11 protein-coding genes are annotated in these 18,341 nt (G+C 67.6%); 4 read left to right on the forward strand and 7 right to left on the reverse strand.

All coding sequences use genetic code 11. The annotated features are described in order from the left end of the window. Positions 1 to 76 precede the first annotated feature (76 nt). The 6 genes from ACZ1I2_RS22520 to ACZ1I2_RS22545 form a co-directional block, all read right to left on the reverse strand. On the reverse strand, positions 77 to 3,154 hold the full coding sequence (locus tag ACZ1I2_RS22520) for an efflux RND transporter permease subunit (RefSeq protein WP_465175775.1): 3,078 nt from the start codon (positions 3,152 to 3,154) through the stop codon (positions 77 to 79). Continuing rightward, on the reverse strand, positions 3,151 to 4,188 hold the full coding sequence (locus tag ACZ1I2_RS22525) for an efflux RND transporter periplasmic adaptor subunit (protein ID WP_465175774.1): 1,038 nt from the start codon (positions 4,186 to 4,188) through the stop codon (positions 3,151 to 3,153). The genes ACZ1I2_RS22520 and ACZ1I2_RS22525 overlap by 4 nt, the downstream gene beginning before the upstream one ends. Then, positions 4,185 to 5,531, reverse strand: a complete 1,347-nt coding sequence (locus ACZ1I2_RS22530; RefSeq protein WP_465175773.1) for a TolC family protein — start codon at positions 5,529 to 5,531, stop codon at positions 4,185 to 4,187. Before ACZ1I2_RS22530 ends, ACZ1I2_RS22525 begins: the two co-directional genes overlap by 4 nt. Continuing rightward, positions 5,528 to 6,874 (reverse strand): HAMP domain-containing sensor histidine kinase, encoded by a 1,347-nt coding sequence (locus ACZ1I2_RS22535; RefSeq protein WP_465175772.1) that lies wholly within the window; start codon positions 6,872 to 6,874, stop codon positions 5,528 to 5,530. Before ACZ1I2_RS22535 ends, ACZ1I2_RS22530 begins: the two co-directional genes overlap by 4 nt. Continuing rightward, complete coding sequence (locus ACZ1I2_RS22540; protein WP_465177098.1) at positions 6,867 to 7,544, reverse strand: response regulator transcription factor; 678 nt, start codon at positions 7,542 to 7,544, stop codon at positions 6,867 to 6,869. Before ACZ1I2_RS22540 ends, ACZ1I2_RS22535 begins: the two co-directional genes overlap by 8 nt. A gap of 107 nt (positions 7,545 to 7,651) precedes the next feature. Then, complete coding sequence (locus ACZ1I2_RS22545; protein ID WP_465175771.1) at positions 7,652 to 8,713, reverse strand: YncE family protein; 1,062 nt, start codon at positions 8,711 to 8,713, stop codon at positions 7,652 to 7,654. Between the two features lie 281 nt (positions 8,714 to 8,994). Between ACZ1I2_RS22545 and ACZ1I2_RS22550 the strand changes: the two genes are divergently transcribed. Next, complete coding sequence (locus ACZ1I2_RS22550) at positions 8,995 to 10,146, forward strand: ComEC/Rec2 family competence protein (RefSeq protein WP_465175770.1); 1,152 nt, start codon at positions 8,995 to 8,997, stop codon at positions 10,144 to 10,146. A 103-nt stretch (positions 10,147 to 10,249) separates the two neighbouring features. Here ACZ1I2_RS22550 and ACZ1I2_RS22555 read toward each other — a convergent pair whose 3' ends face one another. Further along, positions 10,250 to 11,497 (reverse strand): mandelate racemase/muconate lactonizing enzyme family protein, encoded by a 1,248-nt coding sequence (locus ACZ1I2_RS22555; RefSeq protein ID WP_465175769.1) that lies wholly within the window; start codon positions 11,495 to 11,497, stop codon positions 10,250 to 10,252. A gap of 307 nt (positions 11,498 to 11,804) precedes the next feature. On the opposite strand from ACZ1I2_RS22555, the gene ACZ1I2_RS22560 reads away from it, so the two are divergent. The 3 genes from ACZ1I2_RS22560 to ACZ1I2_RS22570 all read left to right on the forward strand — a co-directional run bounded on the left by ACZ1I2_RS22560 (position 11,805) and on the right by ACZ1I2_RS22570 (position 18,312). After that, positions 11,805 to 14,555 (forward strand): TonB-dependent receptor domain-containing protein, encoded by a 2,751-nt coding sequence (locus tag ACZ1I2_RS22560; protein WP_465171948.1) that lies wholly within the window; start codon positions 11,805 to 11,807, stop codon positions 14,553 to 14,555. A 134-nt stretch (positions 14,556 to 14,689) separates the two neighbouring features. Further along, positions 14,690 to 17,350: an outer membrane protein assembly factor BamB family protein gene (locus tag ACZ1I2_RS22565; protein ID WP_465175768.1), complete on the forward strand. Its 2,661-nt coding sequence runs from the start codon at positions 14,690 to 14,692 to the stop codon at positions 17,348 to 17,350. Continuing rightward, complete coding sequence (locus tag ACZ1I2_RS22570; RefSeq protein WP_465175767.1) at positions 17,347 to 18,312, forward strand: amidohydrolase family protein; 966 nt, start codon at positions 17,347 to 17,349, stop codon at positions 18,310 to 18,312. The genes ACZ1I2_RS22565 and ACZ1I2_RS22570 overlap by 4 nt, the downstream gene beginning before the upstream one ends. Positions 18,313 to 18,341: the final 29 nt, after the last annotated feature.

Here is an 18,341-nt window from a genome sequence, read left to right on the forward strand (position 1 = left end):
CTCCTCCAGCGTCAGGTGACCTGCACTGCGCGATGTGCAGGGTCGGAGCGCAGATGTCACGATCCGTCGGCCGCCTTCAGGCAGGCACCGCGACCGGGCCGTCATCGGGCGCCTCCTTCCGCCGCCGACGCTTCGTCAGCACCAGCACCAGGGTCGGCAGGATCGTCAGGACCAAAGGCGCGCCGATGGCGAGACCGAAGATGATCGCGGTCGCCAGCGGTTTCTGCAGGCCCGATCCCCGGCCGATGCCGAGCGCCAGCGGCAACAGCGTCAGGATCGCGATCAGCGCCGACATCACGATCGGGCGAAGCCGCGCCTTGCCCGCTTCGAGCAGGCTCGCCGCGTCGACCGGCGCATCGGGGACCAGCTCGGCCAGGTAGAAGATCGCCAGCTCGGTGATCATGCCGATCACCATGGTCAGTCCCATCAGCGCGGAGATGTCGAGCTCGGTCCCGGTCAGCCACAGGCCGAAAAACACCGCCGTGGTCGACAGCAGCACCGTCCCGATCACCGCCGCGGTGAAGGCCCATTGCTCGTAGAGCAGGGTCAGCAACAGCGCGGAGAGCAGCAGGGCGGCGACGAACACCGTGGTCAGATCGCTGAACGACTGTTTCTGCTGGGCGTAGAGGCCGCCATAATCGACCCGGATGGTCGAGGGCAGGTGAAGCCCGGCGACCGCCGCCTGTACTTCCTTGATGCCGGAGCCGAGATCCTTGCCCTCGAGCCGTGCGGTGACGGGGATGAAGGGCGCGAGATCCTCGCGGGTGATCTGGCGCTGGCCGGCGGCGATGCTGACTTGCGCGATGGCACGGAGTGCCACCGCCCGGCCGTCGGCGGCGCGCACCGTGAGCGCGTTCAACGCATCGGCGCGCTGGCGCAGTTCCTGCGGCAGGCGGACGCGCACGTCGATGACCTGCTCGCCCGACAGGATCTGAGTGGCGACGGTGCCACCGATCTGAGTCTCGATCTGCTTCGCCACCGCATCGGGATCCAGCCCCGCCAGCGCCGCCGCGGCCCGGTCGACCTTGATGATGATCGCGTCGCCGGCGACGCGCAGGCCGTCCTGCACCTCGACCACGCCGCTGATCTTGCCGATCGTCTCGGCGACCTTGCCCGCTGCGTCCGCGAGCTGAGTCTGGTCGTCGCCGAACAGCTTGACCTCGATCGGCTGGGGCACGGCAGTGAGATCGCCGATCAGATCCTCCATCAACTGCACCGTCTCGATCTGGAGCCCCGGCACGCTTGCCTGCGCCTTGTCGCGGATCTCGGTCATCACTTCGTCGATCGGCCGGCGCGATCCGGATTTCAGGCGGATGAAGAAATCGCCTTCATCGGCCTCGGTCAGGCCGCCGCCGAGCTGCACGCCGGTCCGCCTGGAATAGCCGGTGACCTCGGGCGTCTCGCGGATGATCTTTTCGAGCTGGCGGAGCAGCCGGTCGGTGTCGGACAGCGCCGCGCCCGACTTCGCCTTATAGTCGAGCACGAAGCCGCCCTCGTCCATCACTGGCATGAAGCCCGATTGCAGGTGAGTCCAGGCGAAGGCGCCGATCACGATCAGCGCGGCGACGCCGATCCCGGTGAACAGGCCGGGGCGGGCAAAGGCGCGGGTCGCGACCTTCTCGTACCGGCTGCCGAGCGCGCCGGTGAAGCGATCCGCCTTCTCGGCCGCCTCGGCATCCTTTTCGGTGAGCCAGCGATCGGCGATGATCGGCAGCACGAACCGGGCATAGAGCAGCGACACGACCAGCGCCGCGGTCATCGTCACCGCCAGTGCCTTGAAGAAGCCGCCGGTGACGCCCGAGATGAAGGCGAGCGGCAGGAACACGACGATCGTCGCCGCGGTCGAGCCGAACAGCGGCTTGGCCATTTCGCGCGCCGCCGCCAGCATCGACGGGCGCTCGTCCTTGTCCTCCGCTTCCTGCAGGCGCCGCATGAGATGCTCCAGCATCACCACCGCGTCGTCGACCACCAGGCCGACTGCAGCCGCCATGCCGCCGAGCGTCATCATGTTGAAGCTCATGTGCAGCGCGTAGAGCGCGAGGCAGGTCGCTGCGAGCACCGCCGGCAGCAGCGCCGCGGTGATGACCATCAGGCGCCAGCTGCGCAGGAACAGGAACAGCACCACGCCGGCCAGCACCGCACCGAGCAGGATGGCGTCGCGCACGGCATTGGCAGCACCCGTCACCAGTTCCGACTGGTCGTAGAAGACGCTGACCTTCACATCGGCGGGCAGCGACGCGCCCTTCAGCCGTTCATCGACCTGTTGCACCAGCTTCACCGCGTCGGCGGTGGGCGTCTGGCGGATATTGACCAGCACGGCGTCAGTGCCGTTCGAGGTGACCTTGGTCCAGGCGGGCGCGGGCGCGCGGCGGATCGTCGCGATCTGACCGAGCGTGGCGACGCCCGCGCCGGGGGTCGTGCCGGCCTTGACCGGGATCGCGGCGATATCGGCTTCGTTGACCAGCCGGTCCTCGACCAGAGCGAGGTAGAGCCGGTGGCGATCCTCGATCTTGCCGACCGCGGCCACGCTGTTCGCGCTGCCAAGCGCGGTGGTGACGTCGGTTATGGTCAGGCCGAGCGTCTGGAGCCGCGCCGGATCGACCTCGACCTCGACCTCGGGGGTCGAGCCGCCCAGCACGTCCACGCCCGCCACGCCGGGCACGGTCGACAGGATGGGCCGAAGCTTGAGCTGGGCGAGCTGCTCGAGCGACACGCCGTCGCGCTTGCTCGACGTCAGCGAGATGCCGAGCACGGGAAAGATCGTGGGGTCCGATCGGCGCACGCTGAAGCGCGTGCCCGCCGGCAGATCGGGCGCGATCGTCGCGAGCGCACCCTGCGTGGCGAGCGTCGCCGCGACCATGTCGTCGCCCCAGCCGAAGCTGATCGCGACCTCGGCCGAGCCGCGGCTGGTGGTCGATCGGATCTGGGTGACGCCGGGGATCGCGCGCAGCGCGATCTCGGCAGGACGGGTGATGTCGGCCGCCATCTGCGCCGCGTCGCGCTCGCCGGCATCGATCGAGACGACGACGCGCGGATAATCGATATGCGGGAACAGGGTGACGGGCAGCCGCGTCGCCGCGACCAGGCCGGCAAGCGTGACCAGGAAGACGCAGAGCCAGATCGACCGGCGATGGCGGTTCAGGACCTCTCTCACTTTGCCGCTCCGCCCTGTTCGGTGACTTTCATGCCGTCCTCGAGCGCGGTGCCGCCCTCGGTCACGACCTTCTCGCCGGGCTGAAGGCCCTTCAGGATCTGGATGCGATCGCCCGCCGAATTGCCGGGCGAAACGTCGCGGCTCTTCGCCACGCCGTTCTTCACGACGAACACATAGCTGCGGCCGCCGTCATCGAGCAGCGCCGCATAGGGGATGGTGATGCCGGTGCTGCTTGCACCGACCTGAAGCGTCGCGCGGAGCGGCTCGCCCGCGCCGAGATGCAGCGCGGCGGGAATGCGGACATAGACCGAGGCGAGTCGGGTGGTCGGATCGATTTGCGGATCGACGCCGACCACGGCCACCCTGGCGGGTGCGCTGCCGTTGATCGTATCGATGCTGATCGGCTGCCCGGGATGGACGCGCTGGGCAAGCACCGGATCCATGCCGAAACGCGCGCGCAGATCACCCTGCGCGGCGACGGTTGCGACGGTCGCGCCTGCCGCAAGCTGGTCGCCCGGCTTGGCGGTCAGGTTGCGCACGGTGCCGGCGATCGGCGCGCGCAGCGCCAGTGCGCCGCCCTTGATGCCCAGATTGGCGCGCGTCGCATTGGCGGTCGCGGCCGCTGCCCGGGCGGTCTCGACATCGGCATCGCTGACCAGGCCGTCGGCGCGCAGCCGCCGTGCACGGGCATAGGCAGCCCCGGCCGCCGCCGCGTCGCTGCTTGCCTTGGCGATGTCGAGCCGGGTGGTCGGGCTCGGCCGCAGCAGCGCGATGGTCTGCCCGGCGCCTACCGCCGTGCCGGTCGGCGCGACGATCGAGGCGATGATCGCCTCGGCCGGTACCACGACCGACTGTTCGCCGCCGGGACCGGGCTCGGTCGCGCCATAGACGCTGACGGTGTCGCTCGACGCGCCGGACTCGGCGATGCCGGTGCGGACCTGGGCGACGGTGTCCGGCGCGGCCGCCTCGGGCGCGGCGCCCCCGCCGCACCCGGCGAGCAGGATCAGGGGGAGGAGCGGCGCACAGAACTTCATTTGGTCCATCCTTCGGCGGGGCCGCCCGAGAGCAATTCGAGCGCGATGGTCTGCTCGGCGATCTGCTGGTCGAGCTGGCGGAGGGTGAGGCGACGGTCGCGCAGGGCCTGCGCGGCGGTATCGGCGGTGGCGGGGGCAAGGTCACCGCGTTTCGCGGCACGCTCGGTGCTGGCGGCGAAGCGTTCCAGCGCGGGCATCTGCGCGATCAGTTCGGCCTTTTGCCGGCGCACGGTGACGAGCGCGCTGATCGCCGCGTCGATCTCGGCGCGAGTCTGGAACAGCCGCGCATCATATTCGGCGTGGAGCTGCTCGCGAGTCGCCTTGGCGATGGCGATGCCGCCGCGATTGCGGTTCCACAACGGCAGGGTGAAGCCCACCGCCGGGCCGACGGTATAATTGTCGGCCGTGTCGCGCGCGCCCGCCACGGTGAGCGAGAGGTTGGGGAACTGGTCGAGTACGGCCTTGTGCAGATCGGCCTCGGCCACGCCGTACCCGGCACGCAATGCCCGGAGATCGAGCCGGCGCCCGATCGCCTGGGCGACGAGCGTGGCGCTGTCGGGCGGCACGACCGGATCGGCGGGCGCGGCGAGGTGCAGCTCCGTCTCGGGCGGCAGGCCGAGCATCTTGTTGAGATCGCCCTTCGCCGCGGCGAGATCGCGCTCGGCGACGCGCAGCTTGTCGGTCATATCGAGCAATGCCTGGCGCCGGCTGTCCAGGTCGCTCGCGGCGATATCGCCGCGGCCGGTGGCGCGCCGAGTCGCCTGGAACAGCTTCTCCGCCGCGGCGGCGCTGGTCCGGGCGATGGCGAGCTGGTCGGTCAGCGCAAGCACGCGCACGCCCTGCAATCGCGCCTGCCCCGCCGTCTGCCATTCGGCCCAGGCGAGATCGAGCCGCACCTGGCGCTTGCTCGCCTCACCCGCTTCGCGCGTGACCCGCGCCGTGCGGAGCTGGCCAATGTCGAGCGCGAGCTGCCCGCCGAACGCGTTGAACACGTCCGGCCCCGACAGGATCTTGTCGAAATTCGCCTGGAAGCTCGGATCGGGCAGCAGCCGCGCGGCAAAGGCCTGGGCGTCGGTCACGCCAGATTTGGCCCGCTGCGCCTTGAGATCGGGATTCTCCAGCACTGCGATCACTGCCAGCGCGTTGGGCGTCAGGGGTTGCGACAGGTCGATCGGTTGCGGCGTCAGGAACGGCCGGTCGATTGTCGCGGCATCGGCCGAGAGGATCGCGGGGTCGGGCGGCGCAAGTACGTCGGACGGCGCAGACAGCGGCGCGGCCCGATAGGTCTGGCAGCCCGAGAGCAGGCTACCCGCCAACAACAGACCAAGCGAGGCACGCTTCATCGCAGCCTCCGCGGCAGGGTCACCATGAATGTCACTCCGGGATGATTGTCCTCGAGACGCACGGTGCCGCCGTGCGCCCTGGCAATGGCCGCCACCAGGCTGAGGCCCAGGCCGTGGCCGGGCGTGGTGCGGCTGCTCTCCAGCCGCGCGAACCGGGCGAATACGCGCTCGCGTTCCGTTTCGGGAATACCGGGCCCATGATCGCTGACCGCCAGACGCACGCTGTCCTGGTCGGCGGACAGCGCGATGCCGATCGCGGTGCCGGGCGGCGTGTGGCGCAGGGCATTGTCGAGCAGGTTCACGACCAGCTGCGCGATCAGTTCGCGATTGGCCTCGAGGGTGATGTCGGGCGCGATATCGCGCGAAAAGGGCCGCCCGGCATCCTCGGCCGAAAACTGATAGGAATCGGCGAGATCGATCATCAGCCCGCTCAGGTCCAGCGGCGCCATGCGCACGACCGCGCCGCCCGCCTCGACCTCCGAAATGCTGAGGATCGCCGCGAACAGGTCGAGCATGTCCTCGCTCTGCTCGATCGCCTGCCGCATCGCGGTGCGCAGCGCAGGTGCATCGGCATTGCCGGTCAGCGCGATGTCGAGCTTCTGGCGCAGTCGCGCGAGCGGGGTCCGCAGGTCGTGCGCGATATCGCCCGAGACCTGGCGCAGATTGTCGAGCAGCCCGGCGATCCGGTCGAGCATCTGGTTGAGCGTCTCGGAGAGGCGGTCGAACTCGTCGCCGGTGCCCGACAGCCGCATGCGCTGCGAAAGATCACCACCGATGATCGCATCGGCCGTCCGGTTGATCGCACCGAGCCGGCGACCGAGCGCACCGCTCAGAAGGAAAGCGCCGAGCACGCCGATCGCCGAGATCAGGCCGAAGGCGACCGCGAACAGCGGGATGATCCGGCCGTCCAGCTCCTCGATCGCCTCGGGATCGGCACCGACGATCAGCGTGCCGCCATCGGCGGTGCGCGAGGTATAAGCGCGGGTATCGTCGAGCTCGCCGTGCCAGAAGAACGTCATGTTGGACCAGCCCAGGGCGGGGATCGCGGCGACCCTCCACCCGGCCCGCAGCCGGCCGGCCCGGTCGAGCAGGGCATAGCGCATGTCGCCCCGTTCCCGCGCGGTGCGATCGGCGATGACGTCGATCAGCCCGCCGGCTCCGGGCGTGGCGGCCTCGCGCAGCACCGCGATGCGTTCCGTAACCACGCGCTGCTCGAGCTCATAGCGCAGCTCCTGCCGGATCGCCCAGTACATCGCCGTGCCCAGCGCCAGGATCAGGATGGTGAAGGCGAGACTGTAAAAGGCCGCGAACCGGAAAGCGGTCGAGGAGGGCAGCCTAAGCATCGGCGTCGAACAGATAGCCGGCGCCGCGCACCGTAAGGATCCGGTCGCGGTCCGACCCGGCATTCAGTTTCGAGCGGAGCCGGCTGATATGGGTTTCGACGATGTTGGTCTTGGGATCGAAGTGAAAGCTCCAGACTCGTTCGAGCAGCATGGTGCGCGTCACCACCCGGCCGGCATTGCGGATCAGTTCCTCGAGCAACGCGAATTCGCGCGCCTGGACATCGATGCGCTGGCCGCTGCGGCGTACCTCGCGCTTCAGCAGGTCCATCTCGACATCGCCCGCGCGCAGCACCGTCTCCGCCGCCACTGCCGCGGGCCGGCGCGCCAGCGCGTTCAGGCGCGCGGTCAGCTCGGTAAAGGCGAAGGGCTTGACCAGATAATCGTCGGCACCAGCCTCGAGCCCTTCGACTCGATCCTCGACCCGGGCCAGCGCCGTCAGCAGCAGCACCGGCGTGGAGATGCCGGCGGAGCGCATCGACCGCAGGATCGTCATGCCGTCGATCACCGGCAGCATGCGATCGAGGATGATCGCGTCGAACGGTTCCCCGGTCGCCAGGAACATCGCGTCACGGCCATCGGCCGCCACGGTCACGACATGGCCAAGCTCGCGCAGGCCACGCTTGATATAGGCGCGCGTATCGTCGTCATCTTCCGCGACCAGGATCTTCAGCACTGGCTCCTCCTGCTTCGGCCATCGCCCTTTTGCACCGTGCGGGATTGGTCGCCCTTTTCCCAAACTATACAATGAGCCAATGTTCGGGCGCGGCGGAGGAAAGTCTATTTTTCCGCGACCACCATCAGCCGGAACGTGCCCGGCTTCGGCGTGGGTGAAGGCTTGCCGCCGGCGACGGCCGCCGGCCAGACCAGATCGGCGGTCGAGCTGAAGGCGCGGTGAGTCCTGGGGTCGACCGCCACCGTCTTGGCATAGTCGTCGATCGGGAGGGTCTGGTCGCGCGCGTAATGCGTCTTGTCGATCTGGTCGAGGATGGTCCAGCCGCCCTTGCGGTTGGCGACGAAGATCCGGTCCTTCGCGTCGTCATAGGCAATGCCGTCCGGGTCTTCGCCGACCTTCGCCGTCGCGACGATCTTGCCGCTGTCGGCATCGACCACCGCAAGCAGCGAATTGCCGGCGCAGCCGCTGAAAAGCAGCCGATCGGTCGGGTCGAACGCCAGCGGACCGGGGCCCTCGCACCCGTCAAGCTTGATCGTCCGCGTCAGTGTCAGGGTTCTCGTATCGATCTCCGCGATGGCATTGCCCTTCTCGAGATTGACCCAGACCTTTCCCTGGCCGTCGGCCTGGGAGAATTCGGGTCCGTTGGGCAGCTTGATCGTCTTGATGACGACTGCCTTGGCGGGGTCGATCACGCTGACGTCAGCCGAATCGCCGTTGAAGGCGAAGATCATGCCCGATGCCGTATCGTGCACGATCGAATCCGGCTTCTGGCCGGCGGGGATGGCCTTGATCGTCTTGCCCGTCGCCAGATCGAACATGATCACCGCATTCTGTCCGCCATCGGTAACGAAGCCATGGCCACGTGCCGGATCGAGCGCGACGCCGTGCGCCGTCTTCAGCCCGCTCACCGCGAATAGCGGCTTCAGCGTGGCGAGATCGAGCACATGCACCGCGGCCGAATGCGTAACATAGAGGCGGTTCGCGTCGCTATCGACCAGCAGGTAATCGCCGCGACCGTCCCCGGGCAGCGGGACCTTGTCGATCTTGAACGCGGTGGGGGCAGCCTGTGTCGCCGCATTGCCCGCGGGCGCGGAGTCGTTGCCGACCGGTGGGTGGCAGCCGGCAAGGGTGATCGCAGCGAGCGAACAAGCAAATAAACTACGCATCAAGCCTCCAGATTCCAGTATAGATACTTTACCCAACGAATGATTACTGCGTCCCGAAACAGTAGAAGCAAGCGACATCGACCATTTCACCCGCGTGCTACCTCCATCATCTCGTATTCCACGAAATGCTGCCGCCTTTTCGGCCCATCCCGGGGAATATCAAGTTACATATATGTAATGTTTTTTCTGTAATCTGGCTGTCATCTAAGGGCGGCACGGCCCGGCGCCGCCGCGATGGAATACCTTCCGGACACGGTGATGGTCCCGCCACCTCTCGCCTGTTGAGCGAGGCGAATTGGGATCCGGAAACGACGCGCTATCATCCGGCGCGACAAGCGGAGGATGACGTGCAAGGGCTGAAGACCGGAGCCATCATGGCGATTGCGGCGCTCTGCGGCAGCGCGAGCCCTGCCGCGCGCCAATCCGGAGCCCCCTTGCGGATGGTGCTGATCGACATGGAGGGCGGCGGCGGCGCGCTCTACGTCACGCCAGAGGGCAAATCGCTGCTGATCGATGCCGGCTGGACCGCCGGCATGCCCGACGAAGCCCCCGCATCGCCGACCAGCGCGGCGCGCGTGGTGAAGGCGGCGCGGGCGCTGGGCGTGCGCAGGATCGACATGCTGATCGTCAGCCATTTCCATGCCGACCATGTCGGCGGCGTTGCCGAATTGCTGCGCAGCATGCCGGTCGGCACGATCATCGATTATGGCGCGAGCCTGGAGCCGAAACGCCCCCGCAGCAATCCGCGCGTCACGCCGGACGACTTGTTCAAGGAATATCTCCCGGTGGTCGCCGGGCGAAGGCGCGTGCTGGCGAAACCCGGCGATCATTTCCAGCTCGGCAGCCTGCGGATCGACATCGTCAACGCCGCGGGACGGGTGATGGCCGGGGCGCTCCCGGGTGGCGGCCAGTCCGTGCCGGGCTGCGCGACGATGCCCGATCGCGGCGGCCCGGCCACCAACGAGAACGACGCCTCGATCGGCGTGGTGGCGAGCTTCGGCAAGGCGCGCATCCTCAACCTGTCCGACTCGACCTGGAAGATCGAGAAACGGCTCGTCTGCCCCGTCAACAGGCTTGGCCGCGTCGACCTGATGCTGGTGTCGCACCACGGATCGTCGCTCAGCAACAGCCCGCAACTCTACGAGGCGGTGCGCCCGCGCGTGGCGCTGCTCGGCAATGGCGAGACCAAGGGCGGCGACCGCCAGGTGCTGGAGACGCTCGCCGCCGCGCCCTCGCGGCCGGCGGTGTGGCAGCTGCACAGCGCGACGCGCTCGCCCGAGCTGGACGTTCCGACGGCGCGGATCGCCAATCCTGCGGGGCGGCCGGATGGCGCTTATGGCCTGGAGGCGCGCATTTCGGCGAACGGGACGATCCGGGTGACGAACCAGGGGTCCGGGTTCGGCGTTACGTATTCCCCTTCTTCGTCACCCTGAACTCGTTTCAGGGTCCAGGCGCGGTCAGGACTCACAAGCGCGTCATCCTTTGGATCAACTGACCGCGCCTGGATGCTGAAACAAGTTCAGCATGACGACCTCGCTACCAGTTGGTATACGACCCGTCCGTCCGCTCGCGCACCGGGATCGGTGTGTAGCGTTCCTTATATTCGGCCATCATCTCCAGCCTGGTGAAATCCGCCTCGCAGCCATGGCCGGGCCGGTCGTTGATCAGCATGCGGCCCTTGTCGAAGTCGTAATAGCTTTTGAGATAGGGCCAGCCGCGCCGCCCGGCCGCGCTCATCTCCATCAGCGCCGGCACTGACAGCGCGGCATTGCAATGCACCAGGGTCGCGGTCGCGATCGGGCCGGTGAAGTGCGGGATCATGCCGATATGGTGCGTCTCGCACATCGCGGCGATCTTCATATATTCCGTCACGCCGCCGACATTGGGGATCGTCACCCGGCCATAGTCGATCAGGTCGCCCTCGATCAGATGCGCCCAGTCCCATTTGTTGCCGAGCACTTCGCCTACCGCGATCGGCACGTTCACTTTCTGGCGGATGAGCTTGTAGGTATCGAGATTGTCGCTGCGGACCAGATCCTCGACGAAATAGGGGCGCAGCGGCTCGATCATGTTGGCCAGCGCGATCGCGTCGTTCTGGTCGAACTCGCCGTGAAAATCGATCGCCCAGCCGCCGTCGCGGCCGCAGCCCTCGCGCGCCTCGCGGCACAACCCGGCCATGCGCGGGACCTGCTCGAACCGGTCGAACACCGGGCCCTGCGCCGGATCATGGATGCGATAGGTGTGGAAGCCCGCTTCCATACAGGCGCGAGCGCGTTCCTTGTTGGTCGCATTGGGCTGGCCGGGAATGGTGAAGCCGGTCGCATAGCATTCGATATGGTCGCGCGATCGACCGCCGAGCAGCTGGTAGAGCGGTACGCCCAGCGCCTTGGCCTTGATGTCCCACAAGGCCATGTCGAGCGCGCCCAGCGCATGAGTCTTTTCGCGCCCGGCGGGGTAGAAATAGGCGCGGTGCATGGTCTGCCACAGCCGTTCGGTGCGGAACGGATCCTCGCCGATCAGCTGCCCGGCGAGCTGCTCCATCACGTCCGGGGCGCCGCCCTCGCCGATGCCGGAGATGCCGGCGTCGGTCTCGATCTGCACGATGTGCGTGCTCTGATTGAAGGTCGGCTGATGGACGTTCGGCCGCCCCGCCGCGTCGGTCGGCGTGCGGAAATAACGGATGCGGGTGATCTTCGCCCCGGGCAGCGCCGCGAGCGCGGGAATGGGAAAGGCCGCCGCGCCGATCGCCCCGGCCGCCGCCATGATGAATTGCCGCTTGTCCACACCATCCTCCGGAACCGCTTGTTATCGGCAAGGTGATGCCCCCAAGGGCGCGCGGGCACAAATGGGAGCGGTGCTTGCCGCCGCGCGATGCTCAACAGGTGAGACCTGCCGCCTCCCGTCTCATTTCCTGAGAGCCATCACCGGGGCTCGTTTGACACCGGGAGGCCATGTTTCCCATTCGTGAGAGGCCAAGAACAAACAGGCCGTCCAGGAAAAAAGCGGGTTCGCCACGGGTGAGCGCCCCTCTGAGGCGGTCATGGGGGACCGGAATAGACCGCAAGACGCGGCCGACATTTGGGGAGGATTTATGTCTAGAAGTTCCACTGCCACGACGCGTTTCGCCGTCTCGCTGCTGTCAGGCGCCGCCCTGCTGGCGCTCGCGACGCCTGCTTTCGCCCAGACCATAGCGGCACCCGCCGATACGTCGCCCGAGGCGGGCGCGCAGGATGACAGCCTGCCCGAGGACATCGTCGTCACCGGCTCCAGCATCCGCGGCGTGCCGCCGACGGGGTCCAACCTGATCCAGGTCGGCGCCGAGGAAGTCGTCAACACCGGCGCCTCGACCACGCAGGAGCTGCTCGCGACCATTCCGCAGCTCAGCACCTTCAACACCGCGCCGCGCCCCGACCAGCGCTCGAACGGCATCATCTCGACCGCGCCGAACATCCGCGGCATCGGCCAGGCGCAGACCCTGGTGCTGATCAACGGCCACCGCCTGGTCGGCGTCGGCCATCTGCAGAACATCCCCGATCCCTCGATCATCCCGCCCTCGGCGATCCAGCGCGTCGAGGTCGTCGCTGACGGCGCTTCCTCGGTCTATGGCTCGGACGGCATCGCCGGCGTGGTCAACGTCATCACCCGCAAGGATTATGACGGGCTCGAAGGCACGTTCCGCGTCGGCTATGGCGACAGCTACAACACGATGAACGCCAATGCGGTCGCCGGCACCAAATGGGATGGCGGCGGCGTGATGATCGCGGGCGAATATTCCAAGACCAGCCGGCTGCGCGCGGTCGACCGCGATTATCTGACGCAGGATTTCACGTCGACCGGCGGCCGCGACAACCGCGCGACGGGCAATGCCTGCCTCTCGCCGACCTACCGCGTCAACACCACGGCGACCGGCGGCCCGACCGGCAACTTCATCCAGCCGGCGACCGGCGCGGTCAGCCCGCGCTGCGACAATATCCGCGATCTCGATCTCTATCCGAGCCAGGAGCGGCTGAGCTTCCTCGCGGCGGGCCATCACCAGGCGGCCGACAATATCGAGCTGTTCTTCGACGCCTTCTATTCGCGCACCCAGACCGACGCCTATCGCGAGTCGCTCTACACCACCAATGTGATGACGCGGAACAACCCCTATTTCCCGACCTTCGTCGCGGCGAACGTGCCGTCGATCAGCGTGACCTATAACGTCAACGCGCTGGACGGCGTGCGCGAGCGCGATACCCAGGATCTGAGCGTCTATGGCGGCACCGTCGGCGCGGGCGTGGATTTCGGCCGGTTCAAATGGACCACCTATGTCACCGGTTCGCGGTCCTCGACTGATCTGCGCGAAGGCAGCTTCAGCCCGGTCGCGGCCGGTGCGCTGATCCAGTCGAGCGATCCGAATACAGCGATCGACCCGTTCGGCGGCCGCACCAGCCAGCAGACCAAGATCACCCTGGCCGACTGGGAGCAGAGCTACCGCTCCAAGCAATATATCTGGGAGGTCAACACCAAGGTCGACGGCCCGCTGTTCCACCTGCCCGGCGGCGACGTGAAGATCGCGGTCGGCGGCGTGCACCGCCAGGAATGGTTCGACGGCCTGTTCACCAACGGCCGCATCAACGCGCTCGAGGGCGTCGGCGCGCAGACCGGCCTGCGCAAGGTCTGGTCGGGCTTCGGCGAATTGTTCGTGCCGATCTTCAGCGGCGACAATGCGATGGGCGGCTTCCAGCGGCTCGATCTCTCGCTGTCGGCGCGTCACGACAGCTATAGCGACTTCGGCAGCACCACCAATCCGAAGGTCGGCGTGAACTGGGAACCGCTCAAGGGCTTCACCCTGCGCGGCAGCTTCGGCACCTCGTTCCACGCCCCGGCATTGCCCGATCTCTATGGTCCGGACACGCGGGCGGGTTATCTCAGCAACGGCCTCGCCCCTCCCGGCTTCCAGTCGGCCGACGTCCCGGGCGGCATCTTCATCGCCGGCGGCAACCCCAATCTCGACGCCGAAAAGGCGACCACCTGGTCGCTCGGCGTGGATTTCCAGCCGACCTTCCTGCCCGGCTTCAAGGCGAGCGGCACCTATTATAATGTGAAGTTCAAGGGCCGCGTCGCCTTCCCGTCCTCGTCCTTCTTCTACCGGGATCCGGCGTTCAACCAGTTCTTCGTGTCGAACAATGTCTGCACCACCGGCACCTACAACCCGGCCGCGCCCGACACGGTCAATTGCCGTCCGCAGCCGATCCCTTCGGCGCAGGTCTGGTCGATCGTCAAGGATCTGCCGCTGCAGAACTTCCCGACCACGGTGACCGGCCCGAACGACCTGCCGCCGATCTACAGCATCACCATCCTGCGGCGCGCCAACCTGGCCGAGATCGATACCGACGGCATCGATTTCGACATGAGCTATCGCTGGAGCATGTCGGACGTTCAGCTGAGCGCCTCGGTTTCGGGCAATTACGTCCTCAGCTACGACCAGAAGGCGATCGAGGGCGCCGTGCCGATCGACCAGTTCCCGTTCGGCCAGGCCAAGTTCCGCGTCCGCGGCCAGCTCGGCGCGGTGACGGGCCCGGTCACCGCCGTCGCGATGCTCAACTATAGCGACAAGTACAAGAACCAGTATTTCCTGCCGACCAACGTGCAGGCGACCGAGACGATCGACGCCTACACCACGCTCGACCTGCACTTCGGCTACAAGCTGCCGGCGGTGAGCGTGCTGGAGGGGACCGAGCTGGTGCTCGATATCGACAATCTGTTCGATGCCGATCCGCCCTTCGCCCGCGCCGGCAACGGTTACGGCAACGGCAATGTGCTCGGCCGGGTGTTCACCTTCGGCGTGCGCAAGAAGTTCTGATCCCGCCCGCTCCCTCTTCCCGGGGAGCGGTACCTTCCGGCCGGCGGGACGATCGCACGCTGCGATCCTCCTGCCGGCCTTTTTATCCTTGTTGCACCCTGCCGCCACCGGCATGGTGATGGGCGGAGAGTGACATGGGTCCTACGGCGTTGCGGCGTTTCTTCGGGCCCTCGGCAGTGTTTGCCGCCGCCCTGCTGGTTGCCTCCGCGTCGATCGGGGCGCGCATCGCGGCGCCGACCGCGTCACCCGCTCCGGCTGGCTCGACCAACCCCTCCCCGTTCGCCCTGAGCTTGTCGAAGGGCTGTTCTTTCTTCTGCGGAAGCGAAGAGCAGGGCTTCGACAAGCTCAGCCCGAACGGTGGTGGGGGGACGGCTCAGCCCGAGAGCGCCTCGGCCCAGGCCGCGCCACCTGCGGACCTGACCGCGACCGCCGCGAAATTCGAACGGACCTGTGCCGGCTGCCACGGCGCCGGCGGCATCAGCGGCGACCGCGCACCCGCGCTGGCCAACAGCGCCAGGCTGCGCGCGCTGAGCGATGCCGAGATCGGCGCGATCATCCGCAACGGCACCGCCGGCGGCATGCCGCCCTTCGGCTTCGACGATGCCGAGCTGGGGCGCTTCGTCGCGCTGATCCGGTCGAAGAACCAGGTCGCCAAATCCGACGCGACCGCCGAGCAGATCGCAGCCGGCGAGGCGCTGTTCCACGGCGAAGGCGATTGCGCGAGCTGCCACATGGTGCGTGGCAGCGGGGGCAGCACCGGCCCCGATCTCAGCATGGTCGCCGATCGCTCGACCGTCGCCGATATGGGCCGGATGCTCGACGATCCCAGCGCGATGATGGGCGCGCGCACCACCGCCTCCTGCCCCGGCTGGGCCTTTTGCCCCGATTTCCAATGGTCTGTCGTCAACGTGAAAATGAAGGACGGCGCCACCCTGCGCGGCTTTGCCCGCAACGAGGCGGAGCACAGCCTTCAGCTGCAGACGCTCGACGGTCGGATGCTCGCGCTGAGCGACGCGCAATACACCTCCTATGCCCGCGAGCCGCGATCCTTCATGCCGGCGTTCAAGGGCAGCGCGGCGCAGCGCACAGCGGTGCTCGCCTATCTCTCGACCCTGAAGGGCCAGCGGCTCGGGCCGATCGCGCGCCCGACCATGGCGGCGCCCTCCCCGGCCGAGATCGCCGCGGTGCTGCAACCGGCGCGCGGCGAATGGCCGTCCTATAACGGCACGCCGACCAGCAACCGCCACAGCCCGATCGACCAGATCGACACGGCCAATGTCGGCCAGCTCAAGCTCGCCTGGAGCTTCGCGCCGGGCGGCGTCGGACTGGAGACCACCCCCGTCGTGATGGACGGCGTGATGTACGTGACGGGCGCCAAGCTGGTCTGCGCGCTCGATGCGAAGACCGGCCGCAGCTTCTGGTGCGCCGCGCGCAACGCCCGCCAGCCACTCCCCGCGGGTGGCATCGCCGAGCAACAGCGCACCGGCACCAACGAGCCCTCCGCCGCGGTCGGCCCGGCCAATGCCGCGCGTCCTTCGGCCGGCGTGGCGAGCGGCAACGGCCCCAATCGCGGCGTCTCGGTGGTCGGCAACCGGGTGATCTTCACCTCGGACGATGGCTATCTCATCGCGGTCAACCGGCTGACCGGCGGCGTGATGTGGACGGTGCCACTGACCGACCCGAAATTCGGCGGGCGCTATTATGCGACCCCGGCCCCGCTGGTGATCGGCGACCTGGTGATCTCCGGCGTGTCGGGCGGCGATTCCCCGACGCGCGGCTTCCTGGCGGCGTTCAAGGTCACCACTGGCGAGCTCGCCTGGCGCTTCTGGACCGTGCCCGCGCCCGGCGATGCCGCGGCCAAGACCTGGCAGGGCCCGGACATGGCAACCGGCGGCGCCGCGACCTGGATGACCGGCTCGTACGACAAGGCGACCGATACGGTGTTCTGGGGCGTCGGCAACCCCTATCCCTCGACGGACGGATCGGGCCGGCTGGGCGACAATCTCTACGCCAATTCGATGATCGCGCTCGACGCGAAGACGGGCAAGCTGCGCTGGCATTACCAGTTCACCCCGCATGACGTGCATGACTGGGATGCGACCGCGCCGCTGCTGCTGGTCGACGAGGTGTATCAGGGCAAGCCGCGCAAGCTGGTGATGCAGGCCAATCGCAACGGCTTCTTCTATGTGCTCGATCGCGTCACCGGCCAGTTCCTGTTCGCCAAGCCGTTCGTCGATAAGATGAACTGGGCGAGCGGCATCGATGCCAAGGGCCGCCCGATCCTGATCCCGGGCCGCGAGCCGACCGAAGCGGGCGTGTTCGCCTGCCCGGCGGTGCGTGGTGCTACCAACTGGTTCTCGACCGCGTACAGCCCGCAGACGAAGCTGTTCTACCTGATGGCGGCCGAGGATTGCGGCGTGTTCCGCACCAAGGGGCGGATCTACGGCGCCAATGTCGATGTGAAGAGCCCCGGCCAGCGCTTCCTCCGCGCGATCGACCCGCAGACCGGCCGGATCGTGTGGGAAAAGCCGCTGACCGGATCGCACGAGGCCAATTATTCGGGCGTGCTCTCGACTGCTGGCGGGCTCGTCTTCCACGGCGAGACCGCGGGCGGCTTCGCGGCGGTCGATGCGAAGACGGGCAAGACCCTGTGGTATTTCCCGACCAACGACGCATGGCGCGCCTCGCCGATGACGTACATGGTGGACGGCCGACAATATGTCGCGGTGGCGGCGGGGTCGAATATCATCGCCCTGACATTGCCCGACTCTGGGCCGGAGCGCGCGCCGCAATGAGCCAGGACCTTAGCCGCCGCACCCTGATCGGGGGCGCCCTCGCCGCCGCTGCTGCCTCCAGCCTGGAGGCCGCCGCACCCAAGGCAATGCCGATGGTGGACACGCATATCCATCTGTTCGACCCCAACCGCCCCCAAGGCGCGCCCTATCGCGGGCCGAAGACCAGCCCGGTGTCGAAGACCGGATCCTTCCCCGCGACCTATCGCAAGGCGCTGCACCGCCATCCGATCGTCGCCGCGATCCATGTCGATGCGAGCCCGTGGATCGAGGACAATCTCTGGGCGCTGCAGACCGCCGAGACCGACCCGATCATGGTCGGCGTGATCGGCAATTTCCGGATCGAATCCCCCGACTTCCCGGAGATCTTCACGCGCCACGCCAAGAACCCGCTGCTGCGCGGCCTGCGCTATGGCAATCTGTGGCGCTACGACATCGTCGCACAATCACAGCGGCCGGAGTTCATCGCGGGGCTGAAGCTGGTGTCGGATGCGGGGCTCGCGCTGGATACGGCCAATCCACGGGTCGACCTGCTCCAGGCGGTGGTGCGGATCAGCGACCGGCTGCCCGATCTGCGCATCGTGATCGACCATCTGTGCAAGCTCGATCCGAAGCCCGAGGAACAGGCGGCGTATGATGCGGTGCTGCGCGAAATCGCTGGGCGGCCGAATATTTTCGTGAAGCTCTCGTCCAGCCTGCATGAGGGCAATGTCAGCCCGCTTCTGGCCGATCACAAGGCGCGGCTTGATCTGCTGTTCGGAACGTTCGGGGCGGACCGGGTGCTGTTTGCGAGCGACTGGCCGAATGTGGAGGGGGATGGGCCGGTGGATGTCGCGGTGGCGATTTTGCAGGAGTATTTTGCGGGGAAGACGCTGGTGGAGCGGGAGAAGTTCTTCTGGCGGAATTCGATTGCGGCTTATCGATGGGTTGCGCGGACTGGGGCGCAGCGGGTGTTGGTGAGGTGAGCCGCGCGACGGCAGGCGGGGCGGGCGAG

It is taken from the genome of Sphingomonas sp. BL-S-29 (assembly GCF_055521495.1).